The following is a 24432-nucleotide window of genomic DNA, read 5'->3' as shown; positions in this document are numbered from 1 at the left end:
CTCCTTAATACGCTTCCACTTCCTGCAGGATGTTCTGTACGATCTGGCGAACCGGCAGGATCTCCTTGATCCGCTCCACATGCTCGCCCGAGAAGACGAGACCTGTTTCAAGATCGCCTTTCTGTGCCTTATCAAGCGCCTCGACGATGCAGAACCACTTGGAACAGTGCTTCAAACATGCAACGCATTTTTTCGGCGAAAAGTCCGCCCCGCCGGTTAACTTGTGCCAGAAGGGGTTTTTGAGGCCTCGTCCCGGCAGGCCCACAGGGCTGTCGATGAGAATCACATCGTCATGGGTGGCGCGCAAATACAACTCTTTGAATTCCGGCGCAGCCGCCGATTCCTCACTGGCGGCGAAACGGGTGCCCATCTGCACCCCACTGGCGCCCATATTCAACACCTCGACGATGTCATGACCGTCGATGACACCGCCTGCAGCGATGACCGGGATGTCAACGGCTGCAACCACTTCCGGCAGTATTTTCTTCATCGGCTCGTCGGTGCCCAGGTGCCCGCCGGCTTCCTTGCCTTCGACAACGACGGCGGCGGCGCCCAGTTTTTCAGCCATCCGGGCCAACCGCGCCGAGGAGACGATGGGGACGATCAGGGTGCCTGATTCCTTCCCCCACTGGAACATATCCCGGGAAAAACCGGCCCCGGAAACGACGAGATCGATGCCTTCTTCGATGGCCGTCTTTACCAGACTGGGAAACTCGCGGGCAGCGAAAAGACAGTTGATGCCGATGATCCCTTGGGTCCGACGCCGGGCCTCCCGGATCTCTTCTCTCAGTTCATCAAGCGTCATGCCGGTCGCAGCGATCAGGCCGATCCCGCCTTCGTTGGCGACGGCAGCCGCCAAGGGCGCCGTGGAAATGCGAATCGCCATACCGCCCTGGACGATGGGCAGCTTGGCCACCAGGTGGCCGATTTTTAACTCCGGAAGCTTCACCGAATTACTCCCCCAATGCCCCTTGGATATACCCAAGGATGTATCGCTGCATATGTTGCGAAGAAACGGGGCCTATCCTCTATAGGCAGGAAGCCCCGTAACGCTACGGGACTTCCGAATTACATCTCTTTTATGGGTTTTTGATTACTGATTTTCCTTGATGTACTCTACAGCCGACCCGATGGTCTTGATCTTTTCTGCATCTTCGTCAGGAATCTCGATATCGAATTCCTCTTCCAACGCCATAACCAGTTCAACAATATCCAAAGAGTCGGCGTTCAGGTCCTCAAAAGAAGTCTCCATGTTGACTTCTTCTTCGTCAACTCCTAATTGTTCGACCACGATGGCTTTGACTTTATCGAAAATGGATGACACGTCTTTCACCTCCTTTAAATACTAGATCATCACAAGGCCGCCGTCGACATTGATCGTCTGGCCTGTAATATATGCCGCATCTTCAGAAACCAGGAAAGTGACCACTTTCGCTACATCATCCGGTTGCCCCATCCGTCCCAACGGAATGGATCGAACGAAATTCTCCCGCGCCTCGACCGGCAGTTTCTCCGTCATGTCTGTCTGGATGTATCCGGGCGCCACGGCGTTGACCGTGATGTTGCGGGATCCCACTTCTTTGGCCACCGTCTTTGTAAAAGCGATCACGCCGGCTTTGGCGGCGGCGTAGTTGGCTTGACCGGCGTTGCCCGTCTGGCCCACAACGGAAGTAATATTGACAATGCGCCCGCTCCGCTGTTTGAGCATGGTTTTGACGACGCCCTTGGTGCAAAGATAGACGCCTTTCAAATTGGTATCTATCACATTGTCCCAATCGTCTTCTTTTAAGCGCATTAACAGATTATCCCGGGTGATGCCCGCGTTATTCACCAGCACATCGAGCCGTCCGAAGGTGTCGAGCACCTTCTGAATCATGGCGTCAACCTGTTCCGGTTGGGACACGTCGGCCTGCACGGCGAAGGCCTCGCCCCCGGCCGAGATGATCTCGTCAACGACGGCGTTGGCCTTGTCGGCGCTTCCGGCGTAATTGACAGCCACGGCATAACCCTTGGCCGCCAGTTGCAGGGCGATGGCTCGTCCGATCCCGCGCGATCCGCCGGTAATCAAGGCCGCCCGCTTGTCTACACCCATTTTATCCACTCTCCCCCTAACTTGCAAGAACCTTTTGGCAGGCCTGTCCTAGGCCTGGATATCGCCTGCCGCGAGGACTTCAGCCCCTTTGGCGATCTTGCGGACCAAACCGGAGAGAACCTTCCCCGGACCGACCTCGACAAAACGGGTGACGCCCTGGTCGGCGAGGAAGCGGATCGATTGCTCCCACCGGACAGGATGGTCCACCTGGAGGATCAGGTTTTCCCGGACCGCTTCCGCGTCGCGGGCAGGCGCCGCCGTCACGTTGGCCACCAGCGGGATGACCGGATCGGCGATGGCCGCCGTCCGGAGCAAACCGGCCATGCGCTCCGCCGCCGGCTGCATCAGGGAACAGTGGAAGGGGGCGCTCACATTCAGCGGAATGGAGCGCTTAGCGCCGGCCGCCTTGGCCAGTTCCATCGCCTTCTCGACTGCCAACCGCTCTCCGGCGATGACCACCTGACCGGCGCCGTTGAAGTTGGCCGGTTCGACTACCCCGTCAACAGCGGCTGCGGCCTGCCGGCAGACGTCTTCCACGGCTTCCGCCTCAAGGCCCATGATGGCCGCCATCGTCCCTTGTCCAGCCGGCACGGCCTCCTGCATGAAGAGCCCACGCTGGCGCACGAGGCGCAAGCCGTCTGCCAGTGTCAGGCTGCCTGCCGCCACCAGCGCCGAGTATTCGCCCAGGCTGTGGCCGGCCGCCCAGTCGGCCTTCCACCCTTTCGCCGCCAGCACCCGGAAGTAAGCGATGGAGGTGGCTAAGAGCGCCGGTTGGGTGTTGGCCGTCAGGCGCAGTTCCTCTTCCGGTCCTTCGAAGCAGAGCCGGCTGAGCGAAAAACCGAGTGTATCGTCGGCTTCAGCGAAAACCTCGCGGGCTTCGCTGTAGTCGCGGACCAGATCGGCCCCCATGCCGACAAACTGGGATCCCTGCCCGGGAAACATGAACAGTGTCTGTGTCATTATGCCTCCTGTGATCCTGCCGCCATGCCGCCCATGCGGACGAGCACCTTTCCCGTTTCGGCGATGATCTCCTCGATGATTTCAGCTGCGCTTTGCTCGCGGCAGACCATGGCGGCCACCTGGCCGGCCATGACGGACCCCATCTCCACGTCGCCCTCCACCATGGCCTTGCGCAATTTGCCAACGCCGAGGGCTTCCAGTTCCTCCGCCGACGCGGCCCGCCGTTCCAGTTCTTCAAACTGGCGAACGAGCTTGTTCTTCAGCACCCGCACGGGATGGCCCGTCGGGCGCCCGGTGACGACGGTGTCGCGGTCCTTGGCCTTGAGCACCATGGACTTCACATTCTGGTGGATGGTGCATTCAGTGGCGCACATGAACCGGGTGCCCATCTGCACACCCACTGCGCCCAGGCTGAGGGCGGCCGCAAACTGGCGCCCGTCGGCGATGCCGCCTGCAGCGATGACAGGGATCTTGACGGCGTCAACGATCTGGGGCACGAGGGCCATCGTCGTCAGTTCACCTACATGACCGCCCGATTCCATCCCTTCGGCGATCAGCGCGTCAACGCCGGACTTCTCCAAACGCTGGGCCAGGGCCACAGCGGAGACGACGGGGATGACCTTCGTGCCGATCTCCTTCAGGCGAGGGATGTACTTGCCGGGGTTACCGGCGCCGGTGGTGATCACCGGAACGCGGTGCTCGATAATCAGATTTATGATGGCGTCCACATGGGGGGACATGAGCATCACGTTGACGCCGAAGGGCTTCGATGTGCGCGCCTTGATCTTCTTGATCTCATTATCCAGCCATTCGGCTGGCGCCTGACCGGCGCCGACGATGCCCAAACCGCCGGCTTCCGAGACGGCTGCCGCCAGTTCCGCCGTGGCCACCCAGGCCATCCCGCCCTGCAGGACGGGATAGCGGATTCCCAAAAGATCACACAAAACGGTTCTCACGAGACTCCTCCTACACCAAACTCAAGAACAAAACCACCGCTGGAACTTATCAAAAGAACGCATCAGGACTTGATTGATTCGGACTTGTCATAGACTTACCGCTGCCCGGGATTCCATTCAATGGCCATGCTTCCCCAGGTCAACCCGGAACCGAAGCCGACCATCAGCAGGCGATCGCCCGTCTTGACCTTGCCGGCGCGAACCACCTCATCAAGGGCCACCGGGATTGACGCTGCTGACATGTTGCCGCAACGATCCAGGTTGACGGCCACCTTTTCCATCGACAAGCCGAGTTTCTTCGCTGCCGATTCGATGATGCGCAGATTGGCCTGGTGGGGGATCAGCATATCGATCTCTTCCTGCCGCCATCCGGCCCCGTCGAGCGCCTTCTGGGAGGCGTCGCCGATGACGCGGACGGCAAACTTGTAGACCTCTTTGCCGTTCATCTTGACGTAGTGCTGCCCCTCTTCCAGGGTGGCTGCCGACGCCGGCATGCGACTGCCGCCGGCGGGAACGGTGATCAGTTCGCCCCCTGAACCGTCAGCGCCCAGGTCAAAGGCTTTGAATCCACCCTCCTCGACAGGGCCGAGCAGGGCGGCGCCGGCGCCGTCGCCGAAGAGCACACAGGTGTTGCGGTCGCGGTAATCTAAAAACTTCGATAAGACCTCTGCGCCGATGACAAGCACATGGCGGTACATGCCGGTGGCGATGAACTGGGCGCCAACGGCGCAACCGTAGATGAAGCTGGTGCAGGCCGTCTCCAGGTCGAAGGCGGCGGCCCGGCGGGCGCCCATCTTCTCGGCGGCCAAACAGGCCGAGGCCGGAAGGTAGGTGTCGAAGGTGCAACTGCCGACGATGACCAGATCGACCTCCTCCGGCGCCACGCCGGCCGCTTCCAGGGCGCGGGCGCCGGCGATGGCGGAGAGATCGCTGACCGCCTCTTCGGGAGCGGCGACACGGCGTTCCCGGATCCCCGTCCGGGTGACGATCCACTCGTCACTCGTGTCGACCATGGACTCAAATTCCTTGTTCGTCATGACCCGCTCCGGCAAATAGGAGCCAGTGCCCCAAATGCCCACTTTTTTCAACATACCGGCTCCACCTTTCCGGGGATATGTTCCTGTATAGCGGCGATGAAGTTCTGTTGCACACCCTGGCGGGCCACCCGCAGGGCGTTCTTGATCGCCTTCGCCTTTGACGATCCGTGGCAGATGATGGAGACGCCGTTGACGCCCAAGAGGGGCGCGCCGCCGTATTCGGCGTAATCGAGGCGTTTCCCCATGCCCCGCAAGGCCGGTGTGGCCAGGAAGGCGCCCACCTGAGCCATGCGGCTGTTTTTCAGTTCGTCCTTGATCATCGTTTTCAGGGCGCTGACCATGCCCTCGCCGAACTTCAAGACCACGTTGCCGACAAAACCGTCGCAGACAATCACGTCAGCGCGGCCAAAGAAGAGATCGCGCCCTTCCACGTTGCCGATGAAGCGGAGCGGCGCCTCCCGGAGCATCCCGTAAGCGCCGAGGACGAGTTCGTTCCCCTTCGTCTCCTCCTCGCCGATGTTCAGCAAGGCGACGCGGGGGTTGGCGATCCCCATCACCTTCTCGGCATAGATGCTGCCCATGTGCGCGAACTGGAGCAGGTTCCGGGGTTTGGCCTCCGAATTGGCGCCCACATCGAGCAGCAGTTTGCCGCCCTCCAGTGTGGGCAGGATCGTGGCGATGGCGGGACGGTCGATGCCGCTGATGCGCCCCAGCCCGAGCAAGGAAGCGGCCATCTGGGCGCCTGTAGAGCCGGCGGACACGAGAGCCTGGGCACGCCCCTCCTTGACGAGCCTCGTCGCCACGACAATCGAGGCGTCCTTTTTCTTGCGGAGGGCCGTTGCCGGCGATTCATCCATGGCGATGACCTCGGATGCGGCGACAATATCCAGGCGCGAACGAGCGCTGGCGGAGGCTTCTGCGAGCAGGGGCTCGATGGCGTCAGGACGCCCGACGAGCAGGATCTGCAAGTCCAGTTCCTCGGCAGCCTCGATGGCGCCTTTGACGATTTCTCCCGGAGCGTGATCACCGCCCATGGCGTCCAGCGCAATGCGCAATCCCATTTCCTCCTTAGGTCCCTGCGATTTTATCGCGTGCGGTCACATAGAATTTACCGGAAAAAACAACTTCGTCGTTGACGGTGCTGACAATGCGAATGATGTTGCGAGCGCCGACGACGCGGACCACCTGGGCCCGGGCGACGACGGTCTCGTCGAGTCGGACAGGGCGCCGGTAGCGGACCCGGGAAAGGCCGGTCACAGCCACCGAGGCGTCGACGACAGCCACGGCCAGCGAGTTGGCCTGGGCAAAGAGGTAATGTCCCCTGGCGATGGCAGAGTTCTGCAGGAGCATGGCTTCTGTCACAAGGAGCCGCGATTCGGCCTCCCGGCCGAGCTGCAGGTGGGTCAACTCGCCCACGATCTCCTCGCTGCTGAGGGAGCGAACCTCCTTCAACTTCTCGGCGGCCACCTGGCGTGTCCGTTCCCGCACCTCGGGAATGCCGATCTGCTGGCGATCCAGACGGATCGTCTGGATGCTCACGCCCAGTCGGCGCGCCAGTTCCCCATCGGTGTAAAAGGGGTTCTCCTGCACGATCTGCTCCAGCGCGGCCAGACGGGCTTCCTTTTTCTCCCGCCCCCCCATGGCAATTCCCCCTGTATCCCACGGCAAAGGAAAAATCTTAGCACCTGCTAACAATTCAAAGTATAGCGGGGAAAAGGCCGTCGCGCAAGTCCTTCTGTCAATCATGGTTTCCTTTTATTTCCTTTGTGCCCCAAAAGAAAAAGGCCTATACACGATAGGCCTTTTTCGATGACGCATGATTGCTTTATTCGGCTTTTTTGCCGGCTTCCCGGTCACGGTAAAAACCGCAGCTGGGACATACGTGGTGGGGCATTTTCGGTTCACGGCACTGCGGGCAGGGACCGAAGGAAACCAGTTCCAGCTTCTGGGTCGCCCGGCGCTGCCGGTTGCGCGATTTCGATCGCCGGTGCTGAGGAACACCCATCTCCTACACCTCCTTTTACGTCTCGGAACGCCCTTTGCCACTTAACAAGGCCTGGAGAGGGGCCAGCCGGGGATCGGCCGGTTCATCCGGACAACCGCAGGGTCCCTGCGCCCGCAATGCGCCGCATTGTGGACAGAGTCCGGGGCAATCCTCCTGACACAACACCTTCATCGGCAAGGCGAAGATGAGGCTTTCATGAAAAGCGGGGCTCAAATCCAGTTCCCCGTCTTTTTCCAAGGGATAGTTGGGGACTTCGCCCGTTGGTTCCGCTTCTTCCGAGGCTTCCGTTTCGGCGGACACGGTGAAGGTCGCTTCGACGGGAACATGCAGTTCCATGTTCACCGGCGTCATACAGCGATCACAAGCGCCTGCGAGCCGGGCCGAGAGGCTGCCGCGGAAGCGGTATCCGCCTTCCTCCCGGGAAAGCAGCCCGTCCACATCGACAGGTCCCTCCAGGCGGAGGTCGCCATCCAGGTCGGTCTGCCATTGACCGGAGAGGGGAACCGTCAGATCCCGTTCGCGGACTTTGAGCAATAAACCCCGATCAACTTGCACGAAGCTCACCTCTTTAGAAAACAACCAGCCATTATTATACAAAGGCGCGCGCAGGATGTCAATGCTTGCGGACGGCTTATTTCAGGAGGCGGTAGGTGTCACGGGCGATCATCAGTTCTTCGTTCGTCGGCACCACCATGACGCGGCAGGTCGCGCCTGCGGTGGAGACATCGGCTTCACCGCGCCCCTTGTTCTTCTCTTCGTCCAGTTGGACGCCCAGGTAGCCGAGGCCGCTGCAGACAGACCGGCGCATGGAGGGCGAGTTCTCGCCGAGACCGGCCGTAAAGACGATGGCATCGACGCCGTTCATCACAGCGGCATAGGCGCCAATATATTTTTTAACACGATAGGCGAACATGTCAAGCGCCATTTGGCAACGCTCGTTCCCTTTGGCGGCCCCTTCTTCCAGGTCGCGGAAATCGCTGGAGACGCCGGAAACGCCGAGGACGCCGCTCTTTTTGTTCATCAGATCGTTGATCTGGCCTGTCGTCAATCCCTCTTTTTCCATCAGGAAGGGAACGGCGGCCGGATCCATGTCACCGACGCGGGTGCCCATGATCAGGCCTTCCAGCGGCGTGAAGCCCATCGACGTGTCGACGGAACGACCACCGTCGATGGCGGCGATGGAGGCGCCATTGCCCAGGTGGCAGGTGATGATTTTGAGATCCTCCAGGGACCGGCCGAGCATGGCCGCAGCCCGCTGGGCCACATACTTGTGGGAAGTGCCGTGGAAGCCGTAGCGGCGGAGGGAATACTTTTCCGCTAACGCATAGGGGAGGGCGTAGTTGTAGGCGTAGCCGGGAATCGTCTGGTGGAAGGCCGTGTCAAAAACAGCGACCTGGGGAACGCCGGGCAGCATGTGCTGGCAGGCCTCGATACCCATCACCGCCGGCGGGTTGTGCAGCGGCGCCACTTCGAAGAGGGCGCGGATATTGGCCAACGACTGCTCATTGATGACAGCCGAGTCGGAAAACTTATCGCCGCCATGGGCAACGCGGTGCCCCACAGCGTCGATTTCACGCATCGACGCAACGACGCCATGGTCCTCATGGGTCAGGGCTTCGACGGTCAGTTGGATCGCCCGGTCATGGTTCGGGATCTCCGTTTCGATGACGACCTGGTCTTTGCCGGTCGGTCGATGAGTCAAAATAGAACCGTTCAGGCCGATCCGTTCGACCAGGCCTTTGGCGAGCAGCGCTTCCTTCTGCATGTCAAAAACCTGGTACTTGAGCGAAGAACTACCAGAGTTGATAACCAAAACGATCATGAGGATCCTCCTTATATTTGTGACTTTTTTCTTTAATATACCCCAATGGTCTACGGTTGTCACTTAAGCAGAAGATTTCGTCAAGATGATTATCTCGAAATTTTCAGAATTTTACAGATAATTGGAGGCTTGTGTTGATGATCTCGCCTATCCCTATGGTCCCTGGATCGCTTATCCTGACGCTTTTCTTTCTGCTCTTGACCCCGTTCATGGTCTTTTACCCGGCCGTGTCACTCTCCGCGGCGCGGGAAGGATTACAACTCTGGTTGACCGTCTTGTTGCCGGCCCTGTTTCCCTTTCTGGTGGTCGCCGAACTGATCCTGGCCCTCGGTTTGCCCCGGTTGATCGGCGCAGTGCTGGAACCGCTGATGCGGCCGCTCTTTCGTCTTCCTGGCGCAGCCGCCGTCGTCGTCGCCGTGGGATTCACCACCGGTTTTCCCGTCGGCGCCATCATGACGGCCCGCCTGATCCGGGAGGGTATGCTGACGCCTGCGGAAGGCGAACGGCTCGTCCTGTTCACCAACAACGCCAGTCCCCTATTCATGCTCGGCGCCGTCGGCGCCGGCATGTTCGGATCATCAGAAGCGGGACTGCTGCTGGCAGCCTCCCACTACATGTCCAACCTGCTTGTCGGCTTGATCCATGCCCGCCTGTCGCCTGGGTCTCGCGCTACGGCGTCCCTTCCCTTCCGTTCCCGTTTGAAAAGGGAATGGCAAACCTTCCTGACCCAGCCCGGGACCGCCGGGGAAACACTGGGAACGGCAATCGGCAAAGGGATGCACAACATCCTGATCATCGGTGGGTATACCATGTTTTTCGTCGTCGCCTTCCGGCTGTTTTCCGCCGGGGGCTTGCTTGCGCCGCTGCTGGCGCTGTTGGAAAAGGCGCTCCCCGCCCTTCAGTGCAGCCCCGATCTGGCGCCGGGACTTCTGTCGGGGGCGCTGGAGATGAGCATCGGCTGTCAGCAGATTGCGGTGGCCCAAGCCCCCCTTTCCCAGCGTCTTGTTTTCACCGCCTTGATCCTGTCCTGGAGCGGCCTCTCCATTCTGGCCCAGGTCGCGACCTGTCTGGCCGGAACGGGGGTGCGGATGAGCCGCTACATCCTGGCCAGGCTGGCGCAAGGCATCCTATCCATGGTGATTGTCAGCCTTTGGCTGCCCCATATACCATCTTCGCTAGCTTCCGCCTGCATCCCTCCCATCCTTGGTATCCAAATCTGGCCGTTCTGGCCCGGTTCCACCGGGATCGCATATCTGATCCTGGCGTTCCTGCTCCTTCTGTGGACGGTCCTGTCCGCCCGAAAAGGGGTGACGAAACGATAAAAAATAAAAAGGGCGTCCCTCGACACCCCGCTGAAAACGACTTGCACCATAAAACGGGTAGATCTTCACCCCGGCGCGGGGGTCAATAGGCTTCCTCTCCCCGCTCCCACGTGGCTTGCAGCTCTTCCCGGCCTTTACGGACCGTGTTGACAGACTTGGTCAGGGTATGTTCAATCTGGCGAAGGACATCGTCGGCATACTGGCGAGCGTCATTTTGCAACTCCGCCGCCTGGCTACGGGCCTCAGCCAGGATCTCCTCGGATTTTTGCTGAGCCATCCGGACGATCTCCGTCTCACCGGCCAACTTGGCCACATAAGCCTTCGTTTCCTCGATCATCTGCTGGCACTCGGCTTCGGCTTCCTGGATGACCCGTTGCCGTTCCTTCGTCAGCCATTTGGCCTGGCGCAGCTCTTCGGGGAGTCCCGTGCGGATGCGATCCAGAAAATCCAGGAGGGTATGATCATCCACAAGCACCTTGCCCGTGATCGGGATGCGCGTCGATGTCTCGATCAATTCTTCCAGTTCGTCCAGGAGGCGCAGAACGCTCCTGCCTTCGCCAAAGCGCGACGAATTCCCTTCCAAAGCCTGTGAACGCTCCATCGAACAGGTTCCCCTTTCTATCTGGCCGGCGCCTTTCCCCATACTGTATCGCCGTATTTTTCCGCCACCCTGGTGAGCACCGACGGCGGCAGGTAATCCGATACGTCTCCCCCGAAGGAAGCCACTTCTTTGACCATGGAACTGCTGAGGAAGGCATAGTCGGTGTGGGTGGCCATGAATACCGTCTCCGCCTCGGGATAGAGCCGCTTGTTCATGAGGGCCATCTGAAACTCTACCTCGAAGTCGGAAACAGCCCGCAAGCCCCGCACGATGGCCCGGGCGCCCTGCTTGCGTGTAAAATCGACGAGCAAACCCGAAAAAGACTCGACGCGGACGTTCGGGATATGGGCAGACGCCATCCGGATCATCTCGACGCGCTCGTCCATGGTAAAGAGCGGTTTTTTGTTGGGATTGATCACGACAGCGACGATCACTTCATTAAAAATCTGGGCAGCCCGCTCCACGATGTCCATATGGCCCTTGGTGATGGGATCAAAACTGCCCGGATAAACGGCAACAGTCACGAATCGGCCTCCTCACAGCGTTCGTCCGGTTCCGGTTCCGGCGACCGCTCCCACTGGTAGTAATGAATCATGGTGTCTCCATAGCGGTCCTGCTTCCTCCGGATCAGGGAACCGAATTCTTCGGGAAGCCCTTCATCGCGGCTGCTTTCCAAGATCAAGGTCCCTGCCGGCGCCAACAGGCCGGCGGCAGCCGACTCCAACACGGGCAGCCAGAGTTCCCGCTTATAGGGCGGGTCGGCAAAGATTAAATCAAAGCGCCTTCCTTCGGCGAGCAGACGCTGGCAGGCCTGCCGGACATCCTGCTTCAGCACTTTTCCCCTGTCCAAACCGGTTGCTTCGATGTTTTTTGCGATGATCGCACAGGCAGCCGGATGTTTTTCCACCCAATATACGAACGCAGCGCCCCGGCTGAGGGCCTCGAGGCCCAAGGCGCCCGTTCCCGCAAACAGGTCCAGGCATTGCGCCTCAAGGCAACGCCCGGCCAGAACACTGAACAGCGCTTCTTTCACGCGATCGGCCGTGGGCCGCGTCTCCCAACCCTTGACAGAGACGAGGCGGCGGCCTCGGGCTTGGCCGGATATGATCCGCACGTCCAATCCCCCTTTACCGCATTACCCAGATTATAGCATGGCCTCCCTCTTTCGACAATTCCCGCAACAGAGGAATGAGCCTCCTGTCCCAGAGGGCACATTGAGGAAAGAAGGAGGAATGGCTGTGAATCGCTCCACTCTGTACAGCAACCTCGGCATCCGCCTGGACATGGCCGTCGAGGCCCATGACGTCATCCGCCGGGAGATGGGCTCTGATGTGCCCGGTGTGCGGATCTTTCGGACCGAACACCCGCAGGCAGTCGTTACCACCGTCGTCGTCGAATCGGAACAAGGCGAACAGGCCATGGGCAAGCCGCGGGGGACCTATGTGACCATTGACGCGCCCCCTTTGCGGGAGAACAACCGGGAGGCCCACCAGACCATCTCGACGATCCTGGCCCGTGAACTGAGCGGACTCCTGCAGATCGGCCCCAACAGTTCGGTTCTCGTCGTCGGACTCGGCAACTGGAACGCCACCCCGGACGCCCTCGGGCCCAAGGTGGTCGAATCGACCCTCGTCACCCGCCACCTGCACCACTACGCGCCGGAGGAACTATCGGGCGATCTCCGTCCCGTCAGCGCCATCGCTCCCGGCGTCCTCGGCCTGACAGGGATCGAGACGGCAGAGATCATCAAAGGGATCGTGGAAAAAACACGACCCGATCTGATCATCGCCATCGACGCACTGGCCACCAGTTCTGTCGACCGCATCGCCACGAGCATCCAACTGGCGAACACAGGCATCCACCCCGGTTCAGGCGTCGGCAACAAACGGGCCGGGATCAACCTGGAGACGATGGGCTGTCCCGTCGTGGCGCTCGGCATCCCCACCGTCGTCCACGCCGGCATCATCGCCCATGAGGCCATCGAAAAACTGATGCAGCAGTTTCAGACGAGTCCCACCCTCTACCGATTGTACAAAGGGCTCAATCCGGAGGCGATGCAGCAGATCATTGAAGAGGTCCTGGGCCCCTTCCAGCGGGACCTGATCATGACGCCCAAGGAGATCGACCAACTGATCCAGCAGACCTCCCGTGTTGTCTCGGCCGGGATCGCCCAGGCGCTCCATCCGGCCATCACGCCGGACCAATGGACCCAGTACCTGCAGTAAAAAGGGCGAAGAGCGTCCCTTGGGGGAGCGCTCTTTTCTTTCGCTGCTCTTTGTTGGCTGTTGTGCCGGTTGCTCTTCACCGGCGATTATCTGGCCGGACAACTCTGTTGACTGCTCTCTAACCGGCTGCTTCCAATTATGGCTGCTCTGTGCTGGACGGCCCGCCGGGCCGCCGGACTGCGTCGTCCTTGGCACAACCCGGTCACTTGCCCGGCTGGACTCCCGTTGTGGCGCCGTCCTTTTTAGCGCCCTGAAAACGGTGGCCCAGACCGATCTCCTGGGCCACTTCCATTTTAAAGTCCTCCAGTTGCGGCGACAGTTCGTCGCGATCCCGTTCCGGCAAGGCGATCACCTCCTCACCTGCTAGGATCGCCCGTCAGAACAAGTCCAATCCATGAAAAGTCTCCCTCACCCGCTGGGCCAGTTCGCGGCTCTCCGGCGCCTCGAGTTCGGGATCGTGTTCCGACCAGCGCCGGGCCCATTCCTTCGCCATTTCTATCAGATCGGCGTCACGGACCAGGTCGGCCGCTTTAAAAGCGGGGATGCCGCTCTGTCGCGTCCCCAGGAATTCGCCGGGCCCCCGCAATTTCAAGTCCTCCTCGGCGAGGCGGAACCCGTCGTCGCTCGCTTCCATGGCCTGCATGCGCTGCCGCCCCTCCTCGGAGAGCTTGTCGGCCACAAGGATGCAGTAGGACTGGGCGTCGCCACGACCGACCCGTCCCCGCAACTGGTGCAGTTGCGCCAATCCGAACCGTTCGGCCCCCTCGATGACCATGATCGTCGCCGTGGGCACGTCAATGCCCACCTCGATCACCGTCGTGGCGACGAGGATGTGCAATTGGCCGCGGTAAAAACGCTCCATGACGGCGGCCTTTTCCTCTTTCTTCAGCCGCCCGTGGAGGATGCCGACGGCCAGATCGGGGAAGACATCGCGGGACAGGGTGGCGTAGCGCTCCTCCACGGCGGCTAGGTCTGATTCCTCCGAATCCTCGATGGCAGGGCAGACCACGTAGGCCTGACGACCGGCAGCCACCTCGCGGCGGATCAACCGGTAGATGCGCGGCCAGGCGTCGCTGCCCACATGATGGGTCTTCACCTGCTGCCGGCCCGGCGGACGCTCATCCAAGACCGACACATCCAGATCGCCGTAGACGGCCATGGCCAGGGTGCGCGGGATCGGTGTCGCCGTCATCACCAGCAGATCGGCCGCCTCGCTCTTCCCTTTCAGGACGGCCCGCTGCCGGACGCCGAAGCGATGCTGTTCATCGATGATCACCAGACCTAGGCGACGGAAGGTCACCTCTTTTTGCAACAACGCATGGGTGCCCACGACGACAGGGATGGAGCCGTCGTTCAGACCGCGCAGGACCTCTTCGCGGCGGCGCCGCCCCATCGACCCGGTCAGATGGGCCACCGGCATGGCCATGTTGGCCAGCAGGCTCTGCCAGTTGATGGCATGCTGCTCGGCCAGGACCTCTGTCGGCGCCATCAAGGCCGCCTGATACCCGGAGGCGACGGCCTTCACGACAGCAGAAGCGGCAACCACCGTCTTGCCGGCGCCCACATCGCCCTGGAGCAGCCGGTGCATGGGCCTGCCGACTTCCATGTCCGCCTCGATCTCGCTGATCACCCGCTGCTGCGCCCCTGTCAGTGTATAGGGCAGGAGCGACCAAAACCGCAGCAGTTCCTCCCGCGCCGGCTGGTGCCGGATCCCCTCGATGAGCCCCTGCTTCTGCCGGCGCACATAGCGCCAGGCCGTAGACAGCAAAAAAATCTCGTTGAAGGCGACCTTGCGCCGGCCCGCCTCGGCCGCTTCCAGACTTTCGGGAAAGTGGATCTGGCGGACCGCCTCGACAAGGGAAGGCAGTTTGACTTTCGCCGCCACCGGGGTCGGAAGGGGATCGTTCAGCGATGAGGCGTACTTGTCCAGCACCTGTTCAAAGAGGCCCCGCAGAAACCGCTGGTTCAAGCCCTCTGTAGCCGGGTAGACGGGAATGATCCGGTTGGTGTGAAGTCCCGCCTCGGCCTGATTTTCCATCTCCTCCACATGCAGTTCCGCCTTGCCGTAGCGGAACTCAGCCTTGCCGGAGACGACGACAGCAGTGCCGGGCGGATGCTTGGCCGGCAGGTGTTTGCGGTTGAAGAGCACGATGGGAAGCAGACCGCTCCCGTCGTCGATCTGGCCCTTGATCACCGCCAGCCCGCGCCGTGGGTTCCACTGCTGGTAGGCGCGGATCACGCCGGCCACCGTCACGTCGCCGGGGTAGCGGATCTGGGCGATGCTCATCAGCCGGCTCCGGTCGATGTAGCGGTGGGGCAGGTGAAAAATCAGGTCCCGCACAGTGGCGATGTCCAGCTTTTTCAGCGTCGCCGCCCGCTGGGGCCCTACCCCGCGCAGGAACTGGATCTCTGTGCCCGGCCCCTGGCCGCCGCGGGCGAGCGGGCGGTCTGCGCCGGAAGGGGCGGCGGCGCGAGAGGCGGCGGAGCCAGGGGCAGCGGTGCGTGTCGAAGCCGTTCGTTGAGGCGCAGTTTGGGGCGGTGCGTTCCCTGACCGCGTGCCCGTTGGCTCCACCGGACGGGATGGTGTCGCCGAAGGGGGCGACGCCGCCAAAAAGGGTTGATCAGTCGGCAGTTGGGGGGACAGCGCCAACTCAAACTCACTGAGGTTTTGCGAGATCTGTTCCACCAGATGACGCCGTTCAGGGATCGGTTGCTGCCGGTAGTATTGCAATTGGCCCTCCCATAAGGCCAGGCGCGCCCCCCAAGGGCCGGGAACGTCGACCGCTTCCCGTCGCAGGGCGATGAGGGCTGAACGGGCAAAGGCCGCAAAGCCGCCGACAACGCCGCCGTCAGTGTACCCGCAATGGCGCTCTGCATCGACAGCCCGCCGCAGGTTCTGCCACAAGGATTGCCATTTCATGCCCTTACTCCAGTCCAATGATATAGGGATAGAGCGGTTGTCCCGTCGCCACCCGTTCCACCTCGGCGCCCGAACAGTTTCGCTCGATCTCTTCGATCAGGCTTTCCGACTCTGCAGCGTCTGCGCCCTCTCCCTGATAGAGGGTGACCAACTCCCAGCCATCGCCCGCCGCAGCCAGGGCAGAACGGACAACCTCTGTCAGTTCCTTCCCTCCGGCGATGAGCCTGTCGTCGAGAAGGCCGATGAGATCGCCCTCAGAGACAGCGACGCCATTCAGGCTGGCGTCGCGGACAGCCCTCGTGATCTCGATGCAGCGCGTTCCCTGACCCGCCTTAGCCATGGCGAACTGGAGCTCGCCGGCGCTTTTCCGGGGATCAAAGGCCAGCATCGCTGCCAGACCGCCGGGAAGATGACGGGTCGCAACGACTTGCGCCCGGTCCTCGCCAAAGATCTGCGCAGCCTGCCGGGCCGCCAGAATCAGGTTGGGGTGGTTGGGCAAGAGCAGGCAGAAATCGACGGCTGCTTTTTCCATCGCCGCCAGCCAGTCGCTGGCGCTGGGGTTGCGGCTTGTCCCACCGTCGACAACAGCGGCAGCCCCCTGTTCTTGAAACATTCGCGCCCAGCCCTCTGACGGCGCAGCGGCGATCACGCCGATGGGCCTCCGCTCGCCTGCATCCCCAGCCGCCTCCCTTTCGGCTCTCAACGGTTTTGCCGTCTGGTTCTCCCTTTGTTCGGCCATCCGGTTTGCAGCCTGTTCGACCATGTTATTGATGTGGATCTCATGGAGGTCGCCATGCCGGAGGGCTTGTTCCAGAACCAGCCCGGGATGGTCCGTATGTATATGGATCTTAGCCGCCTCCGGATCGCCGACAACGAGCAGGCAGTCGCCCAGAGATTCGAGGCTCTTGCGCAAACCATTGAGGGGCAGTTGACGCCCTTTGAGGATGAACTCTGTGCAGTAGCGGAACTGCTCCGGCGCGGAGTACTGATCCTGTCCTTGTTCAAAAGGCCCCTCGCCACGACTTGCTGCGCCGGCAGCCGCACCTTTCTCGAACAGGGACGCCTCGGTTGTGACGGCCTCGCCGCGCAAAGCCTGGCGGCAACCCTCCAGAAAGAACAGATAGCCCTGCCCACCGGCATCGACAACACCAGCCTCTTTTAACACAGGCAGTTGCTCCGGTGTCTTGGCGAGCGCCCGCTGGGCCGCCGTGATCGCCGCTGTCAGGATCTGATCGAGATCACTGCCGGGGCGGCTCGCAGCGAGGGCTTCCCTGGCCGCCGCCCTGGCGACCGTCAGGATCGTTCCCTCCACCGGTTTCATGACGGCCTTGTAGGCCATCTCCACCCCTTTTTCCATCGCCCGCGCCCAATCGAGCGGCGACACCGACTCCTTGTCTTCGAGGGCCTTTGCCCAACCGCGGAACAGTTGAGAAAAAATCACGCCCGAATTGCCGCGGGCGCCGAGCAATGCGCCCTTCGCCGCCGCCATGGCCACTTTTCCCGCCCGGATCTCGCCGTCAGGGATGGCCTCGGCGCAGGCGCGCAGCGTCAAGGACAGGTTGGTGCCCGTATCTCCGTCAGGCACGGGAAATACGTTCAGCCGGTCCACCTGATGCCGGTTGACTTCGACTCGTTTAGCGCCGCCCCGGATCAAGGCGGCCAGGGAAGGCCCGTCCAAGCGCTCCTTAATCGGGGATCTTGAGTCCATGGACATGGACGTTCACCTCACGAACAGACAACCCCAGTTGGTTCTCGATAGCTGACTTGACCCGTTCCATGACCGTCCGGGCCACTTCGGGAATGCGAACGCCGTAGGCCATGATCACATGCAGATCCAAGGAGACCGAATAATCACCGTAGGCGTTCACCTGGATGCCGCGAGCGGCGTTTTCCGCCCGCTTGTTGACGCCGATCCCTGCGAAGAGGTGTTTGGGCGCCATGCCCACCAGACCATAACACTCTGCCGCCGCCTGTCCGGCGATATTGGCGATCACATCGTCGGCGATCGAAACACTGCCCATGTCAGAGGGATTTTTCACCGTCATCACCGGTCACACTCCTTCCTATAAAAAAAGGCCCTCACGCGGGCCCCTGCCTTTCCAACCGCTGCAATTCCGCCAGGAGGACCTGAAGGTCAATGTCATGCATCCGGGCGCCGCCTTCAATCGTCTCTGTGGCGGAACCCATGCAACCGAGGCAGCCCATCCCGTGCCGTGCCAGGATTTCCGCCGCTTCAGGGTAAGCCTGCAGCAATGCCATCAACGACATGTCCTTGGTTATTCTTCCCAAGTCGCTCCCCCCTTAACAAGTTTTGCTTCCTGCCAACCTATTCGTCAAAAGCGGGAAGAATTCCTTTTTCCCTGCGTCCAAGATCTTGCCAAAGGGCAATCTATCTGTTAGACTGTAATAGTGATTTTTTTCGAGCCCAAGGAGGTGGAATCATGGCACGGAAATGCGCCATTTGTGGCAAAGGGGTTCAAACGGGGATGCAAGTCAGTCACTCCCACATCCGCACAAAACGCACCTGGTCTCCCAACCTCCAGCGCGTTCGCGCGGTTGTCAAGGGTGCGCCTGTTCGTCTGAATGTTTGTACCCGCTGCCTCCGTTCGGGCAAAGTTCAGCGGTCTGTCTAACCAACCGCGGCCCCTGCGGTTGCCGATAACCCCGAAGCGTCAAGTCCTTTGACCTGTTGGTCAAAGGACTTTTTGCGTTTTCGCCCGCAGCGCTTCCCTTCGTCTTTCGACTGCCTGGGCGCTGCGGGCGATCAACGATAATGAACTTATACCGTCTTGCTGCGCAGTTCCTGTTCCCAGGCTTGCAGTTCTTCAGGGGCAAAAAAGTGGGCTTGACTGCAAAAATGGCATCGCACCTCAGCGCCCCCCTGGCTCTCGCGCATATCGGCCAGTTCGTCAGCGCCGAGGCTCTTGAGCAATGCGGCGACGCGCTCCCGGTCGCAGCCGCAGAAAAACTCCGGTGGATAAGAGGCCAGCACCTTCGGTTCCATGCCCTCCAGGAGTTCCTCCATCAGATCGCGGGCGCTCTTGCCCGTGGACCAATACTGGCTGATGGGGCCGATCCGGGCGATCCGCGCCTCCAACTGTTCGATCATGGTGTCATCGGCGCCAGGCATCAACTGGAGCAAGTAGCCGCCGGCAGACATCACCGAGCCGTCCACATCGATGAGGACGCCCAGGGCGACGGCGCTCGGCGTCTGTTCGGAGATGAGGAAGTATTGGGTCAGATCCTCGGCGATTTCGCCGGAGACCAACTCAGCTGAACCGGTGTAGGCTTCTTTCAGCCCCAGGTCCCGCGTCACATGGATATGGCCCTGGCGGCCCACGGCGCCGCCCACATCAAGCTTCCCTTCCGCCGTCGGCGGCAGATCCAGTTCCGGATGCTGCACATAGCCGCGCACCCGCCCCTTGGCATCGCCCTGGGCGACCACCGCTCCGAGGGGACCGTCGCCAAGGATGCGCAAGGTCATCTTCTCATCGTTTTTTTGCAAAGCCCCCAAGAGGGACGCCGCCGTCAAGGCCCGGCCCAGGGCGGCCGTCGGAACCGGCCATGTCCCGTGCAGTTCCCTAGCCCGGCCCACCAGTTCCGTCGTCCGGGCGCCGATAAAGCGCACCATGCCGTCTTGGGCCGTGGCCCGTATGAGTTCATCGCCCTTCGTGACACCCATCGCTGTGATCCGTCTTCCTTTCCAACTAAGGCTTACATGCGACAAAATTCAGGTATAGGCTTGCCATTTTTAGAAGATGTACAGTCATCCGACTAGGGTTCAAAACGCTTAAGCGTTAGGCCACAGTCACATTCGCCGCCGGCAGCCTCTGCAGCTTCACCGGCTGATGTTCGATAAAAGTCAGGAAGCCCGATCGGCATGACTGTATCCGCGCCGTTGCTTTGCGCCTCTTTCAGGGCCGTTGCCACAGCGCGAGCCGCCGCCGCGCAGGCCTCGGGAACGGACCGGTCGTGGCAGATCCCAGCCGCCACGATGGCGGCAAAGAGATCCCCTGTGCCGTAGGCTGACCAGGGCACCGCGTTGACGCCGACCTCCCAGACCGCCTCCCGTCCGAGTGCAAGGGTGTAGATCCGGTTGTTCTCCCGCCGCCAACTGGTGACGATCACCCACTGAAGCCTGGACGCGGGCGCAGGGGGGCAAGGCCCCGTGGCCGGTTCCAACAGGCGACGTGCCGCCGCTATGATTACAGGCTCACTGCGGTCTGCCGCCGCCGGATCCATTCCGGCCAACTTTAGCACCTCAAAGGGATTGGGCGTGATCACCTGGGCCAGCGGCAACAGCCGCTCCCGGACCACATCCGTCACCTCCGGCGTCACATAGAGCCCGTGGGGATCATCGCCCAGCACGGGATCGAGCAGGTAGGGGATCGGTTCCTTCGCCGCCATCCGGCGGGACAACCAGTCGGCCAGGATATCTCCCTGTTCGGCTGACCCGAGGTAACCGCTCAGAATCAGGTCGGCCTCCACCTCTTCGAGGGAGCGCAGCAGGCCGTAGAAAAGTGGCGACGGAACGACGCCGCCCCGCCGGGGACGGACGGCGCCATGGGCGCCGAGCATGACCGTATGGACCGGGTAGGGTTCGACCCGGCAGGCCAGGAACCCGGGGATGACGGCCGAATTGCCGACAAATCCCCGGGCGACCAGGCTCTGCACGGTGATGGCCGACGGAATCCGATCCATCGGATCAGCCGCCGATGCTGCGCAGCAGATTGGCCATCTCAATGGCCGACATGGCGGCGTCCCAGCCCTTGTTGCCGGCCTTCGTCCCCGCCCGCTCGATGGCCTGTTCGATCGTGTCAGTCGTGAGGACCCCAAAGATGGTGGGAACGCCCGATTGGAGGCCCACCTGGGCGACGCCTTTGGACACCTCGCTGCAGACGTAGTCAAAATGGGGCGTCGAGCCCCGGATGACGGCGCCGAGGCAGATGACGGCGTCATAACCCTTAGCCGTCATTTTTTTCGCCACCAGGGGGATCTCGAAAGCGCCGGGAACCCAGGCGACATGCACATCCTGGTCGGAGACGCCGTGGCGCAACAGGGCGTCCTGGGCGCCGGCAACCAGTTTGGAGGAGATGAACTCGTTAAAACGGGAAACGACAATGCCGATTTTCAACCCTTGGCCGATCAGATGGCCTTCATAGATAGCGCCTGGCATGGATGGATCGACTCCTTCACTTTTTTTTAGAGCATATGCCCCAGTTTCTCTTCCTTCGTCTTCAAGTACCGTTCGTTTTCGGGGACACAGTCGATGACGATAGGCACCCGCTCGACGACAGAGAGGCCGTAGCCTTCCAACCCTTTGATCTTGCGCGGGTTGTTGGTCATGAGGCGGATCTTTTTCAGGCCCAGGTCGGCCAGGATCTGGGCGCCGGTGCCGTAATCGCGCAGGTCGGCGGGGAAGCCGAGCATCTCGTTGGCCTGAACGGTGTCGGCGCCCATGTCCTGGAGCTTGTAGGCGCGGATCTTGTTGACCAGGCCGATGCCGCGTCCCTCCTGGCGCATGTAGAGGACGACGCCGCGACCCTCTTCCTCGATCCGCAGGAGCGCGCTGGCCAACTGGTCGCCGCAGTCACAGCGCTTGGAGCCGAGCACATCGCCGGTGAGGCATTCCGAGTGGACCCGCACGAGCACCGACTCTTCGCCGTCTTCCACATCCCCTTTGACGATGGCCAGGTGACCTTCGCCGTCGAGGAGGCTCTCATAGGCGACTGCCGTAAAATCGCCGTACTTGGTGGGCAGCTTGATCGTCTCCACCCGCCGGATCAGCTTTTCCGTGCGGCGGCGGTACTCGATCAGGTCGGCGATGGTGATGATCTTGAGGTTATGTTTTTCCGCGAAGGGCAGCAACTCGGGGATCCGGGCCATCGTGCCGTCGTCGGCCATGACTTCGCAGATGACGCCGGCCGGGTAGAGGCCGGCCATCCGGGCCAGATCGACAGCCGCTTCCGTGTGCCCTGCCCGCACCAGCACGCCGCCGTCGCGGGCGCGCAGCGGGAAGATGTGGCCCGGCTTGCGCAGATCGTCGGGCTTCGTCTTGGCGTCCAGCAGGGTGTGGATCGTCTGGTCCCGTTCGTAGGCCGAGATGCCGGTGGTGCAGGTTGTGGCGTCAACGGAGACAGTGAAGGCCGTCTGCATGCGGTCCGTGTTGTCGCGGACCATGGCGTGGATCTCCAGGGCGTCGAGCCGCTCCCCCGTCATGGGGACACAGATCAAACCCCGGCCGAAGGTGGCCATGAAGTTGATCGCCTCCGGCGTGGCCTTTTCCGCCGCCATCAACAGGTCGCCTTCATTCTCCCGGTCCTCATCGTCAACGACGATGATCATACGGCCGTCGCGGATGTCCTGGATGGCTTCCTCAATCGTGCTAAATGCCAAGGGACTCACCTCTTAATATCCATTTTCCAGCAAAAACTCGCGGGTCAACCGGGATCCTTTTCCTGCCGCCGCAGCGCGGCCCGACTCGGCGGAAGGTATCCTGCCGGTGAGCAGGCGTTCCACATACTTGCCGATCACGTCGGCCTCCAGGTTGACCTTGTGGCCCGGCTTCTTCAAGCCCAGCGTTGTCAGCCCGGCCGTGTGGGGGATCAAGGAGACGGTAAAGGCCGCCTCAAAGACATCGACCACCGTCAGGCTGATGCCGTCGATGGCGATGGAGCCCTTCGGGATGACATAGCGCAACAGTTCCGGCGGCGCGGCGATCTCTGTCACGACGGCAATGTCGACGCGCTCCTGGCCCCGGATGACGCCGACAGCGTCGATGTGGCCGGAGACGATATGGCCGCCCAGGCGATCGCCGGCGCGGACGGCCCGCTCCAGGTTGACCCGGTGTCCCGGCTGGAGTTCCGACAGGGCGGTGCGGTCGATCGTCTCGGCCATCACATCGGCCGTAAAGCCGCTCCCGTCAAAGCGGACGACGGTCAAACAGACGCCGTTGACGGCGATGGAATCGCCGAGCTTCACGTCCTCAACGACCGTTTTCGCGTTGATCTCGATCTTGGCTGAGCGAGCGCCCCGGGAAATCGCCCGGACGACGCCCAGTTCCTCTACGATTCCGGTAAACACGGCCTCACCTCCTGCAGTACCCCTTCGAGCAGCCAATCGTCTCCGACAGGGGTCATAACACATCTTTGCAGCCGGCGGGCCTCGGCCATCATAGCCGCTCCCGTCCCGCCGACCGGCGACGGCGCCCCCTCTCCGCCGACGATCTTCGGGGCCAAAAAGATGGCCGCCCGGTCGGCCAGGTTTCCATCCAAAAAGGCCCCGTGGATGCGCGCCCCGCCCTCCACCAAAAGCGACGTGACGCCGTCACAGGCGAGTTGGTTCAAAAGATTGGACAAATCGACGCGACCGCCGGCATCGGCTAGGCAGCGTAGCACCTTGGCCCCAGCCTGTTCAAGCGCTGCGACCTGCTCCGCCGGCGCCGCCTCGGTGACCGCGATGATGGTCTTCGCCTCCGGCGACAGGACCTTCGCCGTCAGCGGTGTCCGCGCCTTGCTGTCGACGATGACGCGGATGGGGTTGCGACAGTCGGTTTCGGCGAGGCGGACGGTCAACTGGGGATCATCGGCCAGCACCGTGCCGATGCCGACTAGGATAGCGTCGAGGCGGTTGCGCCACTCGTGGACCTTGTGGCGCGACGCCGGGCTGCTGACCCAGCGGCTGTCGCCCGATGCGGCGGCGATCTTGCCGTCCGCCGTCATGGCCCACTTCAGTAGCACCCAGGGCCGCTTGCGCGTCATCCAGGTGAAAAAGGGCTGGTTGATGGCGATGGCCTCATCGGCCATCACCCCTACATCGACTTCGATGCCGGCCTCGCGCAGCCTGGAGAATCCCTGCCCCGCCACCTGGGGGTTGGGGTCTGGCACGGCGGCCACCACCCGGCTGATCCCGGCGGCGATGATCGCTTCGGTGCAGGGCGGGGTTCGTCCATGATGGTTGCACGGTTCAAGGGTCACATAGAGGGTTCCGCCGCAGGCGGCCTCGCCGGCCTGGCGCAAGGCGTGAACCTCCGCATGGGGCGTCCCCGCTTTCCGGTGATACCCTTCCCCGATAACGCGCCCATCCTTGACGATGACCGAGCCGACGACCGGGTTGGGACTTGTCCTCCCCAAGGCCAGGGCGGCCAGTTCCAGGGCGCGGCTCATGAATGAAAGGTCTTCTGGAATCAACTCAACACCACCACTCTCCGGGAAAACGAAGAACCCCCGGGGTTAGTTTCCCCGGGGATACAGAAACAACACTTTGACCGGAACCGCAACGGCAGGACAAAGCAAGGACAAGCTGCCCATGTGTCAGCCGCCTCTTCGTTTCCCTTTCCCATCCAGACTGTCACTGTCGGCCCCGGAATCACACCGGATCTGCCCCGAAGGGCTCGCGGGCTTTACCGCCGGTAGGGAATTGCACCCATCCCCAAGGAAAACACCGATTCAATTGTGCTTTTTGTTGTAGGATCAATTATACCAACCGGCGCG

General features: G+C 61.7%; 28 protein-coding genes and 1 riboswitch. Of the genes, 3 read left to right on the top strand and 25 right to left on the bottom strand.

The features are described from left to right. Positions 1 to 4: 4 nt before the first annotated feature. From GTO91_RS05060 to GTO91_RS05010, 11 genes are all read right to left on the bottom strand, one after another. On the bottom strand, positions 5 to 949 hold the full coding sequence (locus GTO91_RS05060; protein ID WP_161255778.1) for an NAD(P)H-dependent flavin oxidoreductase: 945 nt from the start codon (positions 947 to 949) through the stop codon (positions 5 to 7). A 144-nt stretch (positions 950 to 1093) separates the two neighbouring features. Next, positions 1094 to 1324, bottom strand: a complete 231-nt coding sequence (gene acpP, locus GTO91_RS05055) for an acyl carrier protein (protein WP_161255776.1) — start codon at positions 1322 to 1324, stop codon at positions 1094 to 1096. A gap of 21 nt (positions 1325 to 1345) precedes the next feature. Further along, positions 1346 to 2092, bottom strand: coding sequence for a 3-oxoacyl-[acyl-carrier-protein] reductase (fabG, locus tag GTO91_RS05050; RefSeq protein ID WP_161255771.1), 747 nt, complete (start codon positions 2090 to 2092; stop codon positions 1346 to 1348). Positions 2093 to 2140: 48 nt separating this feature from the next. After that, positions 2141 to 3052 (bottom strand): ACP S-malonyltransferase, encoded by a 912-nt coding sequence (fabD, locus tag GTO91_RS05045; protein WP_161255768.1) that lies wholly within the window; start codon positions 3050 to 3052, stop codon positions 2141 to 2143. Beyond that, entirely contained in the window at positions 3052 to 4008 is a 957-nt protein-coding gene (gene fabK, locus GTO91_RS05040; protein WP_161255765.1) for an enoyl-[acyl-carrier-protein] reductase FabK, read from the bottom strand. Before fabK ends, fabD begins: the two co-directional genes overlap by 1 nt. A gap of 95 nt (positions 4009 to 4103) precedes the next feature. Beyond that, on the bottom strand, positions 4104 to 5096 hold the full coding sequence (locus tag GTO91_RS05035; protein WP_328793733.1) for a beta-ketoacyl-ACP synthase III: 993 nt from the start codon (positions 5094 to 5096) through the stop codon (positions 4104 to 4106). Beyond that, the gene (gene plsX / locus GTO91_RS05030) at positions 5093 to 6100 is read right to left on the bottom strand and encodes a phosphate acyltransferase PlsX (protein WP_207708970.1); all 1008 of its coding nucleotides are present in this window, start codon (positions 6098 to 6100) and stop codon (positions 5093 to 5095) included. Before plsX ends, GTO91_RS05035 begins: the two co-directional genes overlap by 4 nt. Before the next feature lie 13 nt (positions 6101 to 6113). After that, a complete protein-coding gene (fapR, locus tag GTO91_RS05025) occupies positions 6114 to 6686 on the bottom strand; it encodes a transcription factor FapR (RefSeq protein ID WP_161255756.1) in 573 nt (190 codons plus the stop codon). A 184-nt stretch (positions 6687 to 6870) separates the two neighbouring features. Then, positions 6871 to 7050: a 50S ribosomal protein L32 gene (gene rpmF / locus GTO91_RS05020; protein WP_012283215.1), complete on the bottom strand. Its 180-nt coding sequence runs from the start codon at positions 7048 to 7050 to the stop codon at positions 6871 to 6873. Positions 7051 to 7065: 15 nt separating this feature from the next. Next, complete coding sequence (locus GTO91_RS05015) at positions 7066 to 7605, bottom strand: YceD family protein (RefSeq protein WP_161255753.1); 540 nt, start codon at positions 7603 to 7605, stop codon at positions 7066 to 7068. Positions 7606 to 7681: 76 nt separating this feature from the next. Next, on the bottom strand, positions 7682 to 8872 hold the full coding sequence (locus GTO91_RS05010) for an acetate/propionate family kinase (protein ID WP_161255750.1): 1191 nt from the start codon (positions 8870 to 8872) through the stop codon (positions 7682 to 7684). 137 nt (positions 8873 to 9009) lie between these two features. Here GTO91_RS05010 and GTO91_RS05005 point away from each other — a divergent pair, with 137 nt between their 5' ends. Further along, positions 9010 to 10194: a nucleoside recognition domain-containing protein gene (locus GTO91_RS05005; protein ID WP_161255745.1), complete on the top strand. Its 1185-nt coding sequence runs from the start codon at positions 9010 to 9012 to the stop codon at positions 10192 to 10194. Between the two features lie 82 nt (positions 10195 to 10276). On the opposite strand, the gene GTO91_RS05000 is transcribed toward GTO91_RS05005, so the two are convergent. The 3 genes from GTO91_RS05000 to rsmD are packed head-to-tail and all read right to left on the bottom strand — an operon-like array spanning position 10277 to position 11909. Then, a complete protein-coding gene (locus GTO91_RS05000; protein WP_161255742.1) occupies positions 10277 to 10795 on the bottom strand; it encodes an ATPase in 519 nt (172 codons plus the stop codon). 17 nt (positions 10796 to 10812) lie between these two features. Then, the gene (gene coaD / locus GTO91_RS04995) at positions 10813 to 11319 is read right to left on the bottom strand and encodes a pantetheine-phosphate adenylyltransferase (RefSeq protein ID WP_161255739.1); all 507 of its coding nucleotides are present in this window, start codon (positions 11317 to 11319) and stop codon (positions 10813 to 10815) included. Then, positions 11316 to 11909 (bottom strand): 16S rRNA (guanine(966)-N(2))-methyltransferase RsmD, encoded by a 594-nt coding sequence (rsmD, locus tag GTO91_RS04990; RefSeq protein WP_207708969.1) that lies wholly within the window; start codon positions 11907 to 11909, stop codon positions 11316 to 11318. The genes coaD and rsmD overlap by 4 nt, the downstream gene beginning before the upstream one ends. Before the next feature lie 124 nt (positions 11910 to 12033). Here rsmD and gpr point away from each other — a divergent pair, with 124 nt between their 5' ends. Next, on the top strand, positions 12034 to 13020 hold the full coding sequence (gpr, locus tag GTO91_RS04985; protein WP_161255733.1) for a GPR endopeptidase: 987 nt from the start codon (positions 12034 to 12036) through the stop codon (positions 13018 to 13020). A gap of 202 nt (positions 13021 to 13222) precedes the next feature. Here the strand turns inward: gpr and GTO91_RS04980 are convergent, their stop codons facing one another. From GTO91_RS04980 to GTO91_RS04960, 5 genes are read right to left on the bottom strand one after another with little or no spacing between them, the layout of a single operon-like run. Then, on the bottom strand, positions 13223 to 13363 hold the full coding sequence (locus GTO91_RS04980; RefSeq protein ID WP_161255730.1) for a small, acid-soluble spore protein, alpha/beta type: 141 nt from the start codon (positions 13361 to 13363) through the stop codon (positions 13223 to 13225). Positions 13364 to 13396: 33 nt separating this feature from the next. After that, entirely contained in the window at positions 13397 to 15940 is a 2544-nt protein-coding gene (recG, locus tag GTO91_RS04975) for an ATP-dependent DNA helicase RecG (RefSeq protein WP_161255727.1), read from the bottom strand. 4 nt (positions 15941 to 15944) lie between these two features. Next, positions 15945 to 17648, bottom strand: coding sequence for a DAK2 domain-containing protein (locus GTO91_RS04970; RefSeq protein ID WP_161255723.1), 1704 nt, complete (start codon positions 17646 to 17648; stop codon positions 15945 to 15947). Beyond that, positions 17626 to 17985, bottom strand: coding sequence for an Asp23/Gls24 family envelope stress response protein (locus GTO91_RS04965; protein ID WP_235919176.1), 360 nt, complete (start codon positions 17983 to 17985; stop codon positions 17626 to 17628). The genes GTO91_RS04970 and GTO91_RS04965 overlap by 23 nt, the downstream gene beginning before the upstream one ends. Before the next feature lie 34 nt (positions 17986 to 18019). Beyond that, positions 18020 to 18229 carry a DUF1858 domain-containing protein gene (locus GTO91_RS04960; RefSeq protein WP_235919126.1) on the bottom strand — a complete coding sequence of 70 codons (210 nt, stop codon included), beginning with the start codon at positions 18227 to 18229 and terminating at the stop codon, positions 18020 to 18022. A gap of 152 nt (positions 18230 to 18381) precedes the next feature. On the opposite strand from GTO91_RS04960, the gene rpmB reads away from it, so the two are divergent. Then, a complete protein-coding gene (gene rpmB / locus GTO91_RS04955) occupies positions 18382 to 18573 on the top strand; it encodes a 50S ribosomal protein L28 (RefSeq protein WP_155474739.1) in 192 nt (63 codons plus the stop codon). A gap of 146 nt (positions 18574 to 18719) precedes the next feature. Here rpmB and hslO read toward each other — a convergent pair whose 3' ends face one another. The 6 genes from hslO to ribD form a co-directional block, all read right to left on the bottom strand. Next, positions 18720 to 19622: an Hsp33 family molecular chaperone HslO gene (gene hslO / locus GTO91_RS04950; RefSeq protein ID WP_161255717.1), complete on the bottom strand. Its 903-nt coding sequence runs from the start codon at positions 19620 to 19622 to the stop codon at positions 18720 to 18722. Between the two features lie 92 nt (positions 19623 to 19714). Beyond that, a complete protein-coding gene (locus GTO91_RS04945; RefSeq protein WP_161255714.1) occupies positions 19715 to 20641 on the bottom strand; it encodes a bifunctional hydroxymethylpyrimidine kinase/phosphomethylpyrimidine kinase in 927 nt (308 codons plus the stop codon). A 4-nt stretch (positions 20642 to 20645) separates the two neighbouring features. Next, entirely contained in the window at positions 20646 to 21116 is a 471-nt protein-coding gene (gene ribH, locus GTO91_RS04940; protein WP_161255711.1) for a 6,7-dimethyl-8-ribityllumazine synthase, read from the bottom strand. A gap of 26 nt (positions 21117 to 21142) precedes the next feature. Beyond that, positions 21143 to 22336: a bifunctional 3,4-dihydroxy-2-butanone-4-phosphate synthase/GTP cyclohydrolase II gene (locus tag GTO91_RS04935; RefSeq protein ID WP_161255710.1), complete on the bottom strand. Its 1194-nt coding sequence runs from the start codon at positions 22334 to 22336 to the stop codon at positions 21143 to 21145. Positions 22337 to 22348: 12 nt separating this feature from the next. Beyond that, positions 22349 to 23023 (bottom strand): riboflavin synthase, encoded by a 675-nt coding sequence (locus GTO91_RS04930; protein WP_161255707.1) that lies wholly within the window; start codon positions 23021 to 23023, stop codon positions 22349 to 22351. Next, on the bottom strand, positions 23005 to 24105 hold the full coding sequence (gene ribD / locus GTO91_RS04925; protein WP_170294096.1) for a bifunctional diaminohydroxyphosphoribosylaminopyrimidine deaminase/5-amino-6-(5-phosphoribosylamino)uracil reductase RibD: 1101 nt from the start codon (positions 24103 to 24105) through the stop codon (positions 23005 to 23007). The genes GTO91_RS04930 and ribD overlap by 19 nt, the downstream gene beginning before the upstream one ends. 160 nt (positions 24106 to 24265) lie before the next feature. Continuing rightward, positions 24266 to 24382: riboswitch (FMN riboswitch) on the bottom strand. Positions 24383 to 24432 lie beyond the last annotated feature (50 nt).

This window comes from Heliomicrobium undosum, from assembly GCF_009877425.1.
Classification (GTDB): Bacteria; Bacillota; Desulfitobacteriia; order Heliobacteriales; family Heliobacteriaceae; genus Heliomicrobium; species Heliomicrobium undosum.
The sequence above is the reverse complement of the archived record's forward strand: the minus strand, read 5'-3'. Positions and strand labels throughout refer to the sequence as shown.